Below are 16787 nucleotides of genomic sequence, written 5' to 3'. Positions count from 1 at the left end.
TTGATCAGATCTTGACGAAACGATGACCCAGATCTCGCATTTCGCCCCGCAGAATCGAGTTTCTAAGACAGGCAAGGAGTTGAGTCTGATGGGGTGGTTTTACGGTATGAACTGGATAGACATCGTCCTGTTGATCGCGTTCGTACTCGTTTTCTGGGCGATGGTTCTGGCCTTGACGACCAGTCTTTTCGGAGGGCATCGGCACCTACGCGGGTCTCACTCTCCTGCTACTGGGGTCGTCTCTTCCGGTATCTCTTTCGGATCTCACGTAGGGACCGCGACTTCGCGAAACGCCGATCATGATGAACGCTGACGCCACGGGGCGGGCAGGTGCGCTAAGACGTGCGCCGCGCGTGCTGGTCTCCCGCCGGTCTTTCTTGGCCGGATCGCTTCTCGCCGGCGCCGGCGCTCTGACTGCATGTTCTGGTTCCGGAGCAGCCACGGGCAGTCCCGTGGGAGCCTCGTCAGATCTCGTGAGGCGGCTTGAGCAGGAGCGACGCGCCCCCGGACAAACGGTGGTATCTGCGCAGTTGACCCCCCGTCCGGTCGACGTTGATCTGGGTGGCCGAGTCGTCTCAACGTGGGGATACGACCAACAATTGCCAGGCCCACTGGTGCGGGCCCAAGCTGGAGAGCGGCTGCAGATCACCGTGGACAACCAGCTGCCCCAGGAGACCAGCGTGCACTGGCACGGGATCGCCATGAGCAACGACATGGACGGGGTTCCCGGGTTGACGCAGGACCCGATCGCACCAGGCACCACGTTCACCTACGACTTCACCGCCCCAGACCCGGGCACGTACTTCTACCACTCACATTCGGGTCTGCAACTCGATCGGGGCTTGTACGGAGTGGTGATCATCGATGATCCGGGCGAGCCCGGCGACTACGACCATGAATGGCTCGTGGTCCTTGACGACTGGGTCGACGGGACCGGTCGGACTCCCGACGATGTCGCCCGTGATCTGGGCATCGGTGCCGACACCGCAGATGTCGGGATGCAGGGGATGGACCACGACATGATGGACATGCACGGGGGTGAGGGGTCGATGATGTCCCCCATCCTCGGCAGCGCCGGGGATGTCACCTACCCGCACTTTCTGATCAATGGTCGACTCCCTGTCGACCCCTACGTTTGGAGAGCGTCGCGGGGCCAACGCGTGCGCATCCGGTTCGTCAATGCCGGGGCCGACACCGCGTTCCGGGTCGCGCTTGGCGGGCACCGGATGACCGTCACTCACACTGACGGCTTTCCCGTGCTTCCCGAGGACACCGATTCTCTTCTGATCGGTATGGGTGAACGGTTCGATGTTGTGGTCACGCTCGGCGACGGCGTGTTCCCGTTGTTCGCTCAGCCCGAAGGCAAGGATGGCCACGCGCAGGCCCTTGTACGTACAGCAGCGGGCGATCTCCCGACGAATTCCCGACCAGTCGAAGTGGACCGGCGTCCGCTATTGGGTACCGACTTATCCCCCAGCGAGGCAGTACGTCTGTCTAGCCAAAGTCATGATCGGTACCACAGTGTTGACCTGGGCGGGACGATGTCGCCGTACCGGTGGACCCTCAACAGCCAAGTCCACCCGGATTCGGTGCCGCTGGAGGTCAACAGTGGGGAGCGGGTGCGGATGCGGATGCGGAACATGTCCGACATGTTCCACCCGATGCACCTGCACGGACATACGTTCGCGCTCGCGGACAGCGGGCTTCGCAAGGATACCGTCACGATTCGGCCGATGCGCACTATTGAGATCGAGTTCGACACCGATAATCCTGGCCAGTGGGCGTTGCACTGCCACAACGCCTATCACCAAGAGGCCGGGATGATGACCACTCTGTCTTACCTCGCCTGACCGGCAAGGTGATCCACTCGCGGGCCCGAAAGTCCGCAGAAGAAAGGGAACCCAGATGAATCGAAAGAAGCTTGTGATGACCGCCGCTGCCGCCGCGGTCCTGCTGGGGCTGTCCGCCTGCACCAGCGACGAGACCGACACGGCCAGCGAGACCACGACCGCCGTCGAGACCACTGCGACCAGCGGGAGTTCGACCACCGAGCAGGCAGAGGAATCAGCTCAGCATTCCGAGGCTGACGTGATGTTCGCCCAGATGATGATCCCCCACCATGAGCAAGCCATCGAGATGAGCGACATCATCTTGTCCAAGGATGATGTCCCCGCCGACGTCACCTCGCTGGCCGAGGAGATCAAGGCGGCCCAGGGGCCCGAGATCGCGCAGCTGACCGACTGGCTTGAGCAGTGGGGCGAGCCGACGCAGCCCGAAGGCATGGACATGGACATGGACATGGGCGGTGACCATGACATGGCGCAGATGGAGGGCATGCTCTCCGATGAGGACTTGCAGCAGTTGTCCGACGCTCCCGGCCCTGAGGCTGCCGAGTTGTTCCTTAACCAGATGATCGCCCACCACGAAGGTGCCGTGGCCATGGCCGAAGACCAGGTGGAGAACGGCACGTACCCGCCGGCTGTCGATCTGGCGCAAACCATCATCGACACCCAGCAGCAGGAAATCGACACCATGCAGCAGATGCTCGACTCCATGTAAAAAAACGAAGGCTCGCATTCCCGGCGGGGTCGATGGCAGTCCGACCCCGCCGGAGACCGTCTGGACATCAACACATTTTCTTGTCCCTGCCAGAAACGAGATACGCACTCATGCTTTCGCACCGAAAGCGGGCCTGGACCCCAATAGCCATCCTTGCATCGGCTCTCACCGCGACCGCGTGTTCAAGCCCGCAGCAGACGCCAGCACCCGAATCCGGGGACGCCTCATCGACGGTCGGCACCGCATTAACACCCGCGCTTGACCATGTGCACGGACTCCACCTCGATGCTGAGGGAAGGGTGCTGGCCGGCACGCATACGGGGCTTTTCGTCCTCAACCCCGATGGTGCGACCACCCGCGTCGGCGACGCCGACGACGACTTCATGGGGCTCACAGGCGCGCCCGGGACGGATAACCTCTACGCCTCGGGCCATCCCGGCCCGTCAAGCTCCGCCCCCAATCCTCTCGGACTCATCGAGAGTGTCGACGGCGGCCAGTCGTGGGCGACGAAATCCCTCTCCGGCGAAGTCGACTTTCACGCCCTGACCACTGACGGAAACACCCTTGTCGGATTCGACACCGCCAACGGAATTCGAACGTCCACCGACTCGGGCGTCAGTTGGACCGACGGCATCGAGATAGCCGCGAGAGCATTGGCGATTACCGACGAGGGCATCTGGGCCACAACCGCAGGAGGCCTACAACTCAGCACCGACATCGGGCGCACATTCGCATCAGTACCAGCTGCTCCCGAACTCCTGCTGATATCTGCAGCCGAAGACGGCACCCTCTGGGGGATCGATACCGACGGCACCGCCTGGCGCAAGAACGTCAACGACGATGAGTGGCAGCAGGGACCAGTTGTCGGTGATGTCGAAGCCATCATCGCCGCGGACCAGGACACTGCCTACGCTGCTGATGGACGGTCATTTCATACATTAACGATTCCCTGAAACGTCGTCGGCGGCGCAAACCAAGGCCGACCGAAGACGGAATGGAAACTACCGGTCAGAACGCATACGAACTCGAGGGAGAAGTGGTGAGGAAAGAAGCGATGCTCGCAGGCGGAGCCGCACCAGAGCGCACACCGGCGAAACGGCTTGCCTCGGTCGCGGTGGCCTTGGTGGCCGCAGTAGGGCTGAGCGCGTGCACGATCGGAGATACCGAGGACACCTCGACGGCCGCTGCACCGAAAGAAGCCCCCGCCGCTGCGGCCGTCATTCACACCTCGTTCGAAGATGGGACAGTGGCCGCGACGCCGCGGGAACCGATCGTCTTGGATGTGACAGACGGTGCGTTCGACGATGTCACGGTCACAAACGAAGAAGGCCGCGAGGTCGAAGGCGAGTTCAACGCGGAACGCTCCCAGTGGCGCACCACCGAGACTCTGGGCTACAACCGGGATTACTCGATCGAGGCGAGCGCTACTAACGACGACGGTGAGACGATTACAGACTCGTCCTCGTTCAGCACCGTGGTCCCGAACTCGACCACCAGCGCGAGCCTGGTGACCGGTCAGGGCCACACGGTAGGTATCGCGCAGCCGGTCGCGGTGCGTTTCGAGTCCGCCGTCGGCGACCGTAAGGCCGTCCAGGACGCCATCGAGGTCACCACGACCCCCGCCGTCGAAGGAGCCTTCTACTGGGTGTCGCCCTCGGAGGTTCGCTGGCGCCCCGCCGAATTCTGGGCACCGGGCACCGAGGTCGACGTCGACGTCAACATCTACGGCACCGATATGGGCGAAGGCCTTTACGGAGCCCAGGACGCAAACAGCAACTTCACGATCGGCGACGAGGTCATCACCACGATCGACGACAACACCAAGACAATGACGACCCGAATCAATGGCGAGGTCGTCAGCAGTAGCCCGGTCTCACTAGGAAAGGCATCGACACCCACCCCGAACGGCACCTACTACATCGGCGACCGATACGAATCGCTCATCATGGATTCATCGACGTTTGGTGTGCCGGTCGACTCGGCCGACGGCTACCGGCTTTCAGTCAACTGGGCCACCCAGATGTCCTACAGCGGGATCTACGTCCATGCCGCCCCATGGTCCGTTGAACAACAGGGCTTCACCAACGTCAGTAACGGCTGTATCAATGTCACCGACGCCTACGCCAAGTCGTTCCAGAACAGCAGCAACCGGGGCGACGTGGTCAAGGTCATCAATACCGTCGGACCGACGCTTCCCGGGACCGACGGGCTGGGCGACTGGAACATCCCGTGGGAAACCTGGCGTGCTGGAAATGCCGACCTAGCCTAAGAGGCCCTCGGCCAGGGTTCCGAACAATTGGTTGCGGATACAGACATGGCCGGGTGTTGGCCTGCGTTAATACGCGTCGCCCGTCTCTATGACGAACTGCTCGACTGCGGCGGCAAGGGCCTGGTTCGCGCTGCACCGCCAGCACGGTGAGCTCGTCTCCGCGCTTCCAAAGACCTTGCCGCCACGGCTCTTGCGCCCGCCTACTGGTCAATCCATACGGCGTCCGGGCGATCAGAGTGCAGGCGGAGTGAGCCGCGGACACAAGCGAACATCACCCTTGACCAATACCCCTACGGGGTATAGATTCATTGGTGTTCGGATTGATCCGAGCCATCGGATGTCTCAACGAACTACACCCGTCAACGGAAGGAGCCGTCATGGCTACCAGCACCAAGGAGTACACCGTCCAGGGCATGACCTGCGGACACTGTGAGTCGTCGGTCAAGGAGGAAGTCGGCGAAATCGCGGGCGTCTCCATGGTGGAGGCCTCGAGCAAGACCGGAACGGTGTCGGTCTCCGGCGAGGGCTTCACCGACGAGCAGGTCGTCGCGGCCGTCAAGGAAGCCGGCTACACCGTCACCTCTTGACGCGAAGCGATCTCGCCAGCCCCAGCAGCTGGCGAGATCCCTGGCCCCGAGCACACCACCCGTTCACCGTGAAGGATTGATCCTCGATGACCCAGACTCAACCCTCCCAGATGCACCCCGCGGTGGATCTGATCGACATAGATCTGGGCGTCACGGGCATGACCTGCACTTCGTGCTCGGGGCGGGTCGAGCGCAAGCTCAACAAGCTCGACGGGGTGGACGCCACGGTCAACTTCGCCACCGAGTCCGCGTCCATCTCCTTCGACCCGAGCAAGGTCGACACGGACGCGCTCATCGAGACCGTGCGCGGTGCGGGATACGACGCGTTCACGATGAAGAATGACGACGGCGAGGCTGTGGACGCAACTTCCGCAGGTGGCGGCACCGGTCCCCGAGACCAGATCGAGGAGGCCAGGGAACGCGAGACCGCAGACCTCAAACACCGTCTGATTGTCTCGGCTGCACTCACGGTCCCGGTGGTCTTGCTGAGCATGATCCCGGCACTGCAGTTCACCAATTGGCAGTGGGCCGTGCTGACCATGGTCACCCCCATCTTCTTCTGGGGAGGCGCACCCTTCCACAAGGCCACCCTCGCCAACCTGCGGCACGGCTCGTTCACCATGGACACCCTGGTCTCGATGGGCACGGCGGCCGCCTACCTCTGGTCACTGTGGGCACTGTTCCTCGGCAACGCCGGCATGCCCGGCATGACCATGGAAGTGCATCTGCTGCCCACAAACTCCACGATGGACGAGATCTATCTGGAGACCGCCGCCGTGGTGATCTCCTTCCTGCTGCTGGGCCGCTGGTTTGAAACCAAGGCCAAGGGGCAGTCCTCCGCCGCACTCAAGGCGCTCCTCGACATGGGAGCCAAGGACGCCGCCGTCCTCCGCGACGGCGTCGAGGTCCGCATCCCCGTGGGTCAGTTGAAGGTCGGCGACATCGTCGTGGTGCGCCCGGGCGAAAAGATCGCCACCGACGGTCGCGTCACCGAGGGTTCGTCCGCGATCGACGAGTCCATGCTCACCGGCGAATCCGTCCCGGTTGAGGTCACGTCCGGCTCCACGGTGACCGGCGCAACCATGAACACCTCGGGAAGACTGCTGATCGAGGTCACCCGCACGGGCGAGAACACCACACTGTCCCAGATGGCCAAGCTGGTCACCGAGGCGCAGTCCAAGAAGGCCCCGGTCCAACGACTGGTCGACCGCATCTCGCAGGTCTTCGTGCCCATCGTGATCGTCATCGCGATCATCACCCTGCTCGTGCACTTGTTTGTGGTGGGAGCGGGACTGGCCACCGCGTTCACCGCCGCCGTGGCCGTGCTCATCATCGCCTGCCCGTGCGCACTGGGCCTGGCCACTCCCACCGCACTCCTGGTCGGTACCGGCCGCGGCGCCCAGATGGGACTGCTCATCAAGGGGCCCGAGGTCCTAGAGTCCACCCGGCGCGTCGACACCATCGTCATGGACAAGACCGGCACCGTCACCTCCGGAGTGATGTCCGTCAGCCAGGTCACCACTGCCGCCGGATTCGACCGGACGGATCTGCTGGTCAAGGCCGCTGCGGTGGAGGCCGCGTCCGAGCACCCGATCGCCCAGGCCATCGCCCGCGAGGGTGCAAAGAGTCTGGCGGGCGAGGGCCCCGTGGCCGACAGGGAGGCCGGATCCGTCATTCTGCCGGAGGTCACCGGGTTCACCAATACTGCAGGCCGTGGCGTCACGGGCACCGTCGACGGTGCCGTGGTGACCATTGGTCGCCCTGAGGGCTCCCTGCCGGCGGACCTGCGGACCGCGTTCGACGATGCCCAGAAGCAGGGCGGCACCCCTGTGGTCGCCCAGATCGACGGCACCGTCGCGGGCGTGATCACCGTCCGCGACACCGTCAAGCCCACCTCCGCCGAGGCGGTAGCCGGACTCAAAGCTCTCGGATTGACCCCGTGGCTACTCACCGGCGACAACGCCGGAGCCGCACGTGTCGTGGCCAGCGAGGTCGGCATTGATCCGGCCAACGTGATCGCCGAGGTCATGCCCCACGACAAGGTCGCCCAGATCGAGAAACTGCAGGCCAAGGGCAAGAACGTCGCCATGGTCGGCGACGGCGTCAACGACGCGGCAGCTCTCGCCCGGGCCGAGCTCGGACTGGCGATGGGCGCCGGCACGGACGTGGCGATCGAAGCCTCCGACATCACTCTGATGAACGACGACCTGCGATCCGCCGTGGACGCGATCAGGCTGTCACGCCGGACCCTGGGCACCATCAAGGGCAACCTATTCTGGGCGTTCGCCTACAACGTCGCACTGATCCCCGTCGCTGCGATCGGACTGCTCAATCCCATGCTCGCAGGCGTCGCAATGGCGTTCTCGAGTGTGTTCGTGGTGACCAACTCCCTACGCCTGCGCGGGTTCACCTCAAGCCACGCGACCCCCAACCACGACCAGACCAGGAGCCAGTCATGACGGATACCCCGGACCTCGCCATCGACCCTGCAGCCGAGCACGATGCCGAAGCCGCTGGCTGCGAGACCCACAGTCACCACGGCTACATGAAGGAAAAGGACCGCTACAAGGCCCGGCTCAAGCGGATCGAGGGCCAGGTGCGGGGCATCCACCGCATGATCGATGAGGAGCAGTACTGCATCGACATCCTCACCCAGGTCAGCGCCATCAATTCCGCACTGCGCAACGTCGCCCTCGGCCTGCTCGACGACCACATGCGCCACTGCGTCGCCGACGCAGTGAACGAGTCCGACGAGGCCGCAGAGATCAAATTCAAGGAAGTGGCCGACGCCATCGCCCGCTTCTCCCGCTAAACGGGGGCGGGTAGGTGCATGGGAGGCCCCGGCAAGGTCGCGAGCAGGATGCTTCGCGGATGTAGCCGAGCCCCGAAATTCGGTGAACACGCCTCACCAACATACCCCGTTGGGGTATAGTTTGCGGGTGGGAAAGCCAATGAACTCGCACGGCAGAAACCAGAAGAGAACATGACATCTGATCGATTCAGGATCCGGTCGACGCCGCCGGTTAGCTCGACGAACTCGCGGGCCCTATCCCGGGCTGGCAACCCGGTTGTTCCAATCGTCCCAGGCCATCACCGCAGGTCGTCACCGAAAAAGCCTTCGGGTTCGAGCAATGTGGCTACGGAGTCGGGCCAAAGGCAGCTCACCCTGGCCCACGCCCTTGGGCGCCCGAAAGACCAGCAGCGGCGGAGGGTGCTTCCATCGTTCCGAGCGCCCTAGAAGGGAGCCGCCATCATCGTGGCGCCAGCCCGAACCACTCCCCTGACGAACATCTTGAGCAAACCTTCACACAATCTCCACCACAATCCGCTGGCTCACCCACGATCCTGACTGTCGGCCGGACCCCAGAACGCCAGGACGTGCGTCATCACCGACGGGAACGGCGATCCTGGGATGGGCGGTGTCACGAACGTGGTCGGCCGAGCACAGATGTCAGCACGATTCGATACCCTGCGGCGGTATCGGCTCGTGGCCCGGAGCAACTGCTACTTGGCCCCACGGGAAGAGATGTCCATGACCCCTAGAACACATCATGCGCTAGGGCTCACCGCTGTCAGGGAATCATGTTCTTGCTGTTTCACTCCCTCGAAACTCCTGCATATCGAAGCTGCCGGACGCATGCCGCTCGAAGATCACGCCAACCAGGTGGCAATGGACAAGACGGAAGGGACCAAATGAATCAGTCGCACGATCATCATGACCACGCCCACAGTCACGGATCCGGCGGAGCCGCGGCCGGGCACCTCAACGAGCGAGACACGGCGGTAGCTGAGCACCATCACCCGGACGGGCCCCAGGAGACGACGGGCCACGCCCATGCGGGGCAGCATCACGCTGGCCATGAAGACCATGGCGGTCATGCGGGGCACGCAGACCACGTCGGGCAGTTCCGACGTTTGTTCTGGATCATGCTCGTCTTGGCGGTGCCGGTGGTCGGCTTCAACGAGATGTTCGCCGACCTCATCGGTTACCAGCTGCCCGACGCCGGATGGGTGTGGTGGGTCTCCCCCGCCCTGGGCACAGTGATTTATCTCTGGGGTGGTCGGCCGTTCCTGACTGGCGCGGTGTCTGAGGTTCGCGCTCGGCAGCCCGGCATGATGCTGCTCATCGGCTTGGCGATTACCGTGGCGTTCATCGCCTCCTGGGGCGCAAGCCTGAGTTTGCTGAATCATGAGCTGAACTTCTGGTGGGAACTGGCGCTGCTGGTGGTCATCATGCTGCTGGGCCACTGGATTGAGATGCGTTCTCTGGCGCACACCACCTCTGCACTCGATTCTCTGGCGGCGCTGCTGCCTGATGAGGCCGAGAAGGTCGACGGCGACGACGTGATGACAGTCGCACCGGCCGATCTGCTGGTCGGCGACGTGGTGATCGTCCGCCCCGGTGCTTCTGTTCCCGCCGACGGCACGATTATCGACGGCTCGGCCAGCATGGACGAATCCATGGTCACCGGCGAATCCAAGGCGATCCGCCGCGGCATCGGCGAGCAGGTCGTCGCAGGCACCGTGGCCACTGACTCCGGCCTGCGCGTGAAGGTCTCGGCGACAGGGGACGACACCGCTCTGGCCGGAATTCAGAAGCTGGTGTCCGACGCACAGGCATCCTCCTCGCGGGCCCAGCGCATCGCTGACACCGCGGCCGGCTGGTTGTTCTGGTTCGCCCTCGCATCGGCTGTGATCACCGCGATAATCTGGAGCGTTCTCGGGTTGCCGGACGCGGGTGTGGTGCGCACGATCACCGTGCTGGTGATCGCCTGCCCCCACGCGCTGGGTTTGGCGATTCCGCTGGTGGTCTCGATCGCTACCGAACGCGCCGCCCGCGGCGGGGTGCTGATCAAGGACCGCCTCGCGCTCGAGTCGATGCGCACCGTCGACGCCGTCCTGTTCGACAAGACCGGCACCCTGACCAAGGGCGAACCCACCGTCACCGGAATCGAATCAATAGACGAGCACACCGCCAACGAGGTGCTTGCCCTGGCTGCAGCCGCCGAGTCCGACAGTGAGCACCCGCTGGCCAGAGCCGTGGTCGGGGCCGCACAGACCCGCGACCTGACCGTGTCGAAGGCGACCGACTTCTCCTCCTCCCCGGCCGTGGGCGTGAAGGCCACGGTGGACGGCACCGTGGTCGAGGTCGGCGGCCCCTACCTGCTCGATCAGCACGGACGCGATGAACTCCCCATCGCCGACCAGTGGCGAGACGAGGGCGCGATCATCCTGCACGTCCTCGCCGAGGGCCGGGTGATCGGCGCGCTGCGGCTGGCCGACGAGATCCGGCCGGAATCCCGGGACGCCGTCGACGCCCTGCATGCCGCCGGAGCTCAAGTCGTCATGATCACCGGCGATGCTCGCGCCGTGGCCGACACCGTCGCCTCCGAACTCGGCATCGACCGGGTCTTCGCCGGGGTCCGGCCAGAAGACAAGGCCGCCAAAGTCGCCGAACTGCAGTCCGAAGGCAAGAAGGTCGCCATGGTCGGCGACGGGGTCAACGACGCGCCCGCACTGGCCCAAGCCGATGTGGGCATCGCCATCGGCGCCGGGACCGACGTGGCGATCGGCTCCGCGGGGGTCATCCTGGCCTCATCGGATCCCCGCTCTGTGCTCTCGGTCATCGAACTGTCCCGGGCGAGCTACCGCAAGATGAAGCAGAACCTGTGGTGGGCGGCCGGCTACAACCTCGCCGCCGTGCCCCTGGCCGCCGGCGTGTTGGCTCCGATCGGATTCGTGCTGCCCATGGGCGTCGGCGCCATCCTCATGTCCGCCTCCACGGTCGTCGTTGCTCTCAACGCTCAGCTGCTGCGTCGTCTCGACCTGCGCCCGGACACCGTCACCACAGCGATGCAACGAGGATGAATCCGATGAACGCCACCCACTCCACTCGGCGACGAGCCGCGACCGCGTTCCATGCTGCCGCCGCGTTGACTCTCGCCGGCTGCTCGACCGGACCGTCAGGCAACGCGTCGACAGAACCACCCGTCACCTCGTTGGAGTCCTACGATCTCGCCGGCCTCGAGGCACCCCAGATCATCAACACGCTCGACACCATGCCGGTGGCCGACAGGCCGAACGATCTGATCGCCTCGGTGCAGCCGACTGAGCTCGTCTTGACCAGTGGCGATGAGAGCCTCGAGACGATTCCTATTCCAGAGGACCAGTTCTATCTGTCAGTGGCTCCGTATTACACGAGCACCCACCCCTGCCGATTCCACAGCCTGACCACTTGCCTCGGCGAGATCGCCAACGAACAGGTGCACGTCACAGTCACCGATAACGCCTCCGGTGACACCCTCATCGACGAACCGCGCATCACCTACGACAACGGCTTTCTCGGGCTCTGGCTACCGCGAGGCATCACGGCCACGCTCACCATCGACCACGACGGCAGAACGGCCACCGCTCCGATCTCCACGGGCGACGATGACCTCACCTGCCTGACCACTATGCAACTCGCCTGACATCCCCACTCGCGCCAGTAAGGCCACCGACGCGGCAACCACCTGGCAGGAAGGTAGTGCGCCTCAGCATGGACCACAGCACGCAGTCCCAAGACAAGCTCACTCTCACCGGATCCGTCGCGCTGGGAACCGGGGTCATGATCGGCGCCGGCATCTTCGCCCTCGTGGGCCAGGTCGCGGAATTGGCCGGCGGCTGGGTGCCGTGGGCGTTCCTCGCCGGCGCGGTGGTAGTGGCGTTCAGTTCCTACTCCTACATCCGGTACTCGGCCATCAACCCGTCCTCGGGCGGGATCGCGATGCTGCTCAAAGCCGCCTACGGGCCCGGGGTGGTCGCCGGCACGTTCTCCCTGTTCATGTACGTGTCGATGATCCTCGCCGAGTCCCTGCTGGGGCGGACCTTCGGCACCTACGTGCTGCGGCCGTTCGGCATGCAGGACTCCTCCCTGTGGGTGCCGGTGCTGGCGGTGCTCGCCATCGCCGCAGCCGCTCTGGTGAACCTGGTGGGCAACCAGTGGGTCGAGCGGTCAGCCACCGCTACCGCGGCGCTCAAGATCGTGGGCATCGCGGTGCTGGCGATCGGCGGCATCATGGCCGCGGGCGTGTCCTCGCTGGGCCGGCTGTTCACCGTCGCCGACCGCACCCCACCGGGCCACGGTTGGTGGGGATTTCTGGCCGGGGTGACCCTGTGCATCCTGGCCTACAAGGGCTTCACCACGATCACCAACCAGGGTGCGGACCTGCGGGCCCCGGAGCGCAATATCGGCCGCTCCATCATGATCTCCATCGCCCTGTGCACCGTCCTCTATCTGTTGATCACCGTCGCAGTGACCGCCAGCCTGACCGTGCCGCGGATCATCGGGGCCCGCGACTACGCCCTCGCCGAGGCTGCCAAGCCGATGTTCGGATCCTGGGGCGTGACGCTGACCGTGATCATCGCGGTGGTGGCGACGCTGTCCGGACTCATCGCGAGCTTGTTCTCTGTCTCCAAGCTCTACGACATGCTCCGCGACATGGGCCAGGTGCCGGGACTACCCGGGGCTGGCGGACACCAGTCGCTCTACATCACAGCCGGCCTGGCGATCCTCATGGCGGCCTTCTTCGACCTGTCACAGATCGCCTCCCTGGGGGCGATCTTGTACCTGACAATGGACATCGCCATCCACTACGGGATCGTCCGACGCCTCAAGGACGACGTCAATGCCAAGGCGTGGATCCCGTGGGTCGCGATCGTCCTCGACGTCGCAGTGCTCGTGCCCTTTCTGATCCTCAAGGCGCAATCAGATCCGCTGACCCTGGGCATCACCGCCATCGTGGCCTTAGTCATCATCGCAGCGCAGTGGCTCACCGTGCGTCATCGCTCCGAACAATGATCCGACCACTTCCACGAGCAGCGGCAAAGGCGTATTGGACGCTTGTTTTTACAAAGATTCTGCGAAGGTCGAACCGAGGGGCTGTAGCCAGTTCTGCGCATCAGTAGCGTCGGCGTTAGCTGGGCTACTCCAGCGACGACTCGGAGAAGAAGGGAGCACATCGATGTCTCACATCACTTCAATGATCGAAACCCACCCCAACGACGCTTCCGGCATAGACGTACAGAAGCTTGCCGACTGCATCGCCGCGTGTCTCGAATGCGCACAGACTTGCACCTCGTGCGCTGACGCCTGCCTGGCCGAAGGGATGGTCGCAGACCTACGGAACTGCATTCGCCTCAACCTTGACTGCGCCGATCTCTGCGCAACCACTGGCAAAATCCTCAGCCGTCGCACCGGGCAGAACCTCGCCACGGTCAAGACCACGCTCAAGGCATGCCGGACAGCATGCGCAGAATGTGCCACCGAGTGTAAGAAGCACGAGGACATGCACGAGCATTGTCGCGTCTGCGCCGAAGCCTGCCGCAAATGCGAACAGGCCTGCACCGACCTCCTGTCCGCGATCAGCTAACGATCCATGCCCGGCCTGGTCGGTCGTACGACAATCGACCAGGCTGGGCCACCCGCCGATCTCCAGACCTTATGTAAAGTCGAGTACTGCGTATTGCATCAGATGAATCAATCACCACCTCCCCGTGACCGCTGGTCCGTAGCATGCCCTGACCAGGACAAACTCCAGAGCGTCGACCTCCGAACCCGACCGTGAGGCCACGATCGACGGTCTGGTAGGACCTTCGACGTCCGACTGGCGGCGCGTGTTGGCCTGCACCTATTGCCTTTGTGTCGCTGGCCAAACGTGGTCTCGCTACGTCGGAGACGGGAATTTAGACACCGACTGACACATTGCTCCGACGGTGACGGACCGTAGACCATCAGCACACTGCAGTGCACGCCCGCCCCGGACCGTGCTGAATAACACCGTTGTTATTAGCACCAACTAGACTCTTCCCAAGAGCACCGAAGCCCCGAACACTCGGGGTGGAGCGCTCAGGGCCTGGCGTCTAGTTGCGGAAACTAGGGCTCCGACTCTAGCGGTTCCATGCGTAGTGCTCGCAAGGGGGCCCACGGCCCAGAACGGAGGCGAGCCCCATGGCCCGCACCGCAAGTAGGAGCGCCCGGAGCGGACGCTTTGTTAAGGCCTCGACCGCACGTCGGAGTCCCCGGACCACCTCGACCGAGAAGACGGGTCGAGGAACGTCTAACAAGACGACTGTCCATCGCTCAACCATCACGGGGCGGTTCGTCAAGGCTGCAACAGTCCAGCGCCACCCCGACACGACGATCAGTCAGCGGGTCTGAGCGTGGCCGGTTTCAAGATGAATCCCGGATGGGAGAAAGAACTCGAGAAGGCCATCCGGCCCGCCATGAAGAACGTCGCCTCTGACTACCAGAAGATGTTCGACTCCCTCTCCTGTCGCTACAAGGGCCGGCCCGTCTCCGCAATCAAGCCCGTGCTCAAGCGCGAGTGGGCTCGGATCGGCGGGTCCATCTCCGATCCCGAGTTGACCGAGTACGCGACGCATATCAGCGACGGCACTCGGATCCAGATGGGGGTCAAGTAGGTCCGGTGGAGTGCGGCGGCGAGGGGAAGTGGCCGCCGCACTCCACATCCCGGAAGGGCAGGACTTGTCGGACTCGACTACTAAGCATCTATTACGCGCCGAGGTGGTCTCAGCACGCAGAACGAAAGGACGCCGACCATGGCTAAATCAGTGTTCTACTCCTTCCACTACGCCAACGACTGGTGGCGGGTCAATACCATCAAGAGCATGGGAGTCATCGAGGGACAACCAGTGCTCGATTCCCAAGACTGGGAGAGCGTCAAGAGGCAGGGCGACGACGCTATCCAGCGGTGGATCGAGCGCCAGATGGCTGGCAAGGACGCGGTGGTCGTCCTCGTGGGATCCGACACGGCGAACAGACCGTGGGTCCGCAAGGAGATCGCCTACGCATGGGACAACCACATCCCGCTCTGCGGGGTGCGAATCCATGGTCTGAAGGACCAAGACCAGCGCACAACCAGCGCCGGACCTGACCCTTTCGCCAAGGTCTCTCTGAAAAACGGCGGAACTATCGCGGACTACATCCAGCCATACAACCCGATCGGCAGGGATAGCCAAGCGGTGTATGCGAACATCAAGGCTTCCCTTCCCGGGCTGGTTCAGAATGCATACAAGCGATCCTGATTGCCCATTCTGCGAGATCGTCCAGCGGGACGATCCCGATGCTCGCGAGGTCTACCGCGACGAGCACGTCGTGGCCTTCTTCCCGACCGAGCCTGCCGTCCTTGGACACACCATGGTCGTGCCACGAGGGCATGTCCCGGACATCTGGTCCCTGCCCGAGGAGACGTCGGCGCATCTTGCCCGGGCCACCGTTCGCCTCGCGGCTGCCGTTCGCGGGGCCGTCGAGCCCGAGGGGCTGAACATCATCCAGTCCAACGGCGAGGTGGCGACACAGACTGTCTTCCACCTACACGTTCATCTTGTCCCCCGCTGGGCCAGCGATGCGATGGGACCAATCTGGCCGGAGGAGACCGACTACACCGAGCAGGCTAAGGACCAAATGCAAGATCGCGTTCGCCAAGCGTGTCGAGAGATGCATGAGAATGACTGATTTCTCGACGCCAACTCAGCACGATCCCGAGGACCGTCGCAAACACCTCGACTTCATTCAGTCCGTGGTCACACGCATGTCTGCCGCGTCCTCCAACGCCAAAGCGTGGCTCTTGCCCGTGGTCACTGCCGCCTACGGGTACGCCCTGACCCAGAGAGCCGATTCCGTTGCTCTGCTCGGCCTCGGCGCGACTCTGCTCTTCGCCTATCTTGACGCCAACTACCTGCGTCAGGAGAAACGCTTCCGGAGCCTTTACAAGGCCGTTGCCTCCGGGCGCTACAACATCGAGACCTTCTCGCTCCAGCCCGACGACCTACCTTCAAATATTCCAACAAAGGAGACAGGAGACTGGCCACCGGTCATGCCTCGCTGGGTTAATCGGATGCTGCCCGGGCCGAGCGTTTGGCTCTCCTGGTCGGTCGGCGCCTTCTACCTCCCCGTAGCCATTGTGGGCGTGGTGATCGCCTGTGTAGTCCACTAGACTTCGCTATTCCGTCGATCGCCCTATTCAACCGACCAGGCCGCGGCCGGAGGCACTTCTATGGGGTGTCGGCAGCGCTCAACCAGTGTCCGGCGGACCTTCCTGATTCCCTATTGAATGATGACTGAAAGCGCCCCGGCAGTACGCCCACTTCGAATACTCAAACTGTCCATTAGCTCTTTTTGAGTGGTCGGCAGCTGGCGCCGCCACTGAGGCGGAGCTACCGGCCGTGTCTGGCTTCAGTGGCGCTCTGGCCGTCGGGCCGCGTACCGTCTCGGCCAAGGTAGCCCCGCGCCCGATGGATTCGCCCATCGGTCCCTCTAGTGCGTGGGGCATGTATATGTATCCCGGCACCACCGGTCGCACGATGCCCGT

General features: G+C 63.7%; 16 protein-coding genes. 15 read left to right on the top strand and 1 reads right to left on the bottom strand.

Annotated features, from left to right (window positions below; all coding sequences use genetic code 11):
• The first annotated feature begins 302 nt into the window (after nucleotides 1-302).
• The 7 genes from OPF83_RS11070 to OPF83_RS11040 all read left to right on the top strand — a co-directional run bounded on the left by OPF83_RS11070 (nucleotide 303) and on the right by OPF83_RS11040 (nucleotide 8227).
• Complete coding sequence (locus tag OPF83_RS11070) at nucleotides 303-1850, top strand: multicopper oxidase family protein (RefSeq protein ID WP_264887529.1); 1548 nt, start codon at nucleotides 303-305, stop codon at nucleotides 1848-1850.
• A gap of 76 nt (nucleotides 1851-1926) precedes the next feature.
• Nucleotides 1927-2559 carry a DUF305 domain-containing protein gene (locus OPF83_RS11065; protein WP_264887528.1) on the top strand — a complete coding sequence of 211 codons (633 nt, stop codon included), beginning with the start codon at nucleotides 1927-1929 and terminating at the stop codon, nucleotides 2557-2559.
• A 110-nt stretch (nucleotides 2560-2669) separates the two neighbouring features.
• Nucleotides 2670-3512, top strand: a complete 843-nt coding sequence (locus tag OPF83_RS11060; RefSeq protein WP_253702140.1) for a F510_1955 family glycosylhydrolase — start codon at nucleotides 2670-2672, stop codon at nucleotides 3510-3512.
• A gap of 41 nt (nucleotides 3513-3553) precedes the next feature.
• The gene (locus OPF83_RS11055) at nucleotides 3554-4828 is read left to right on the top strand and encodes an Ig-like domain-containing protein (RefSeq protein ID WP_182646105.1); all 1275 of its coding nucleotides are present in this window, start codon (nucleotides 3554-3556) and stop codon (nucleotides 4826-4828) included.
• 377 nt (nucleotides 4829-5205) lie between these two features.
• The gene (locus OPF83_RS11050; RefSeq protein WP_007625927.1) at nucleotides 5206-5415 is read left to right on the top strand and encodes a heavy-metal-associated domain-containing protein; all 210 of its coding nucleotides are present in this window, start codon (nucleotides 5206-5208) and stop codon (nucleotides 5413-5415) included.
• An 86-nt stretch (nucleotides 5416-5501) separates the two neighbouring features.
• Nucleotides 5502-7874 (top strand): cation-translocating P-type ATPase, encoded by a 2373-nt coding sequence (locus tag OPF83_RS11045; protein WP_264887527.1) that lies wholly within the window; start codon nucleotides 5502-5504, stop codon nucleotides 7872-7874.
• A complete protein-coding gene (locus OPF83_RS11040) occupies nucleotides 7871-8227 on the top strand; it encodes a metal-sensitive transcriptional regulator (RefSeq protein ID WP_017838595.1) in 357 nt (118 codons plus the stop codon). Before OPF83_RS11045 ends, OPF83_RS11040 begins: the two co-directional genes overlap by 4 nt.
• An 839-nt stretch (nucleotides 8228-9066) precedes the next feature.
• On the opposite strand, the gene OPF83_RS17425 is transcribed toward OPF83_RS11040, so the two are convergent.
• The gene (locus OPF83_RS17425; RefSeq protein WP_241737405.1) at nucleotides 9067-9294 is read right to left on the bottom strand and encodes a hypothetical protein; all 228 of its coding nucleotides are present in this window, start codon (nucleotides 9292-9294) and stop codon (nucleotides 9067-9069) included.
• A gap of 48 nt (nucleotides 9295-9342) precedes the next feature.
• On the opposite strand from OPF83_RS17425, the gene OPF83_RS11035 reads away from it, so the two are divergent.
• From OPF83_RS11035 to OPF83_RS11000, 8 genes are all read left to right on the top strand, one after another.
• Nucleotides 9343-11283 (top strand): heavy metal translocating P-type ATPase, encoded by a 1941-nt coding sequence (locus OPF83_RS11035; RefSeq protein ID WP_309297776.1) that lies wholly within the window; start codon nucleotides 9343-9345, stop codon nucleotides 11281-11283.
• 5 nt (nucleotides 11284-11288) lie between these two features.
• Entirely contained in the window at nucleotides 11289-11885 is a 597-nt protein-coding gene (locus OPF83_RS11030) for a CueP family metal-binding protein (RefSeq protein ID WP_264887525.1), read from the top strand.
• A gap of 68 nt (nucleotides 11886-11953) precedes the next feature.
• Nucleotides 11954-13255 (top strand): APC family permease, encoded by a 1302-nt coding sequence (locus OPF83_RS11025; RefSeq protein ID WP_264887523.1) that lies wholly within the window; start codon nucleotides 11954-11956, stop codon nucleotides 13253-13255.
• Nucleotides 13256-13418: 163 nt separating this feature from the next.
• Nucleotides 13419-13826, top strand: a complete 408-nt coding sequence (locus OPF83_RS11020; RefSeq protein WP_264887522.1) for a four-helix bundle copper-binding protein — start codon at nucleotides 13419-13421, stop codon at nucleotides 13824-13826.
• A 790-nt stretch (nucleotides 13827-14616) separates the two neighbouring features.
• Nucleotides 14617-14877, top strand: a complete 261-nt coding sequence (locus tag OPF83_RS11015; RefSeq protein WP_264887521.1) for a hypothetical protein — start codon at nucleotides 14617-14619, stop codon at nucleotides 14875-14877.
• Between the two features lie 138 nt (nucleotides 14878-15015).
• Nucleotides 15016-15501 carry a TIR domain-containing protein gene (locus OPF83_RS11010; RefSeq protein WP_067715152.1) on the top strand — a complete coding sequence of 162 codons (486 nt, stop codon included), beginning with the start codon at nucleotides 15016-15018 and terminating at the stop codon, nucleotides 15499-15501.
• Nucleotides 15443-15931 (top strand): HIT family protein, encoded by a 489-nt coding sequence (locus tag OPF83_RS11005; protein ID WP_309297775.1) that lies wholly within the window; start codon nucleotides 15443-15445, stop codon nucleotides 15929-15931. Before OPF83_RS11010 ends, OPF83_RS11005 begins: the two co-directional genes overlap by 59 nt.
• Entirely contained in the window at nucleotides 15924-16412 is a 489-nt protein-coding gene (locus tag OPF83_RS11000) for a hypothetical protein (protein WP_067715149.1), read from the top strand. Before OPF83_RS11005 ends, OPF83_RS11000 begins: the two co-directional genes overlap by 8 nt.
• Nucleotides 16413-16787 lie beyond the last annotated feature (375 nt).

The sequence above is a fragment of the Dietzia sp. NCCP-2495 genome (assembly GCF_026011735.1).
Taxonomy (GTDB): Bacteria; Actinomycetota; Actinomycetes; order Mycobacteriales; family Mycobacteriaceae; genus Dietzia.
This window is presented reverse-complemented; position numbering and strand designations above follow the sequence as displayed.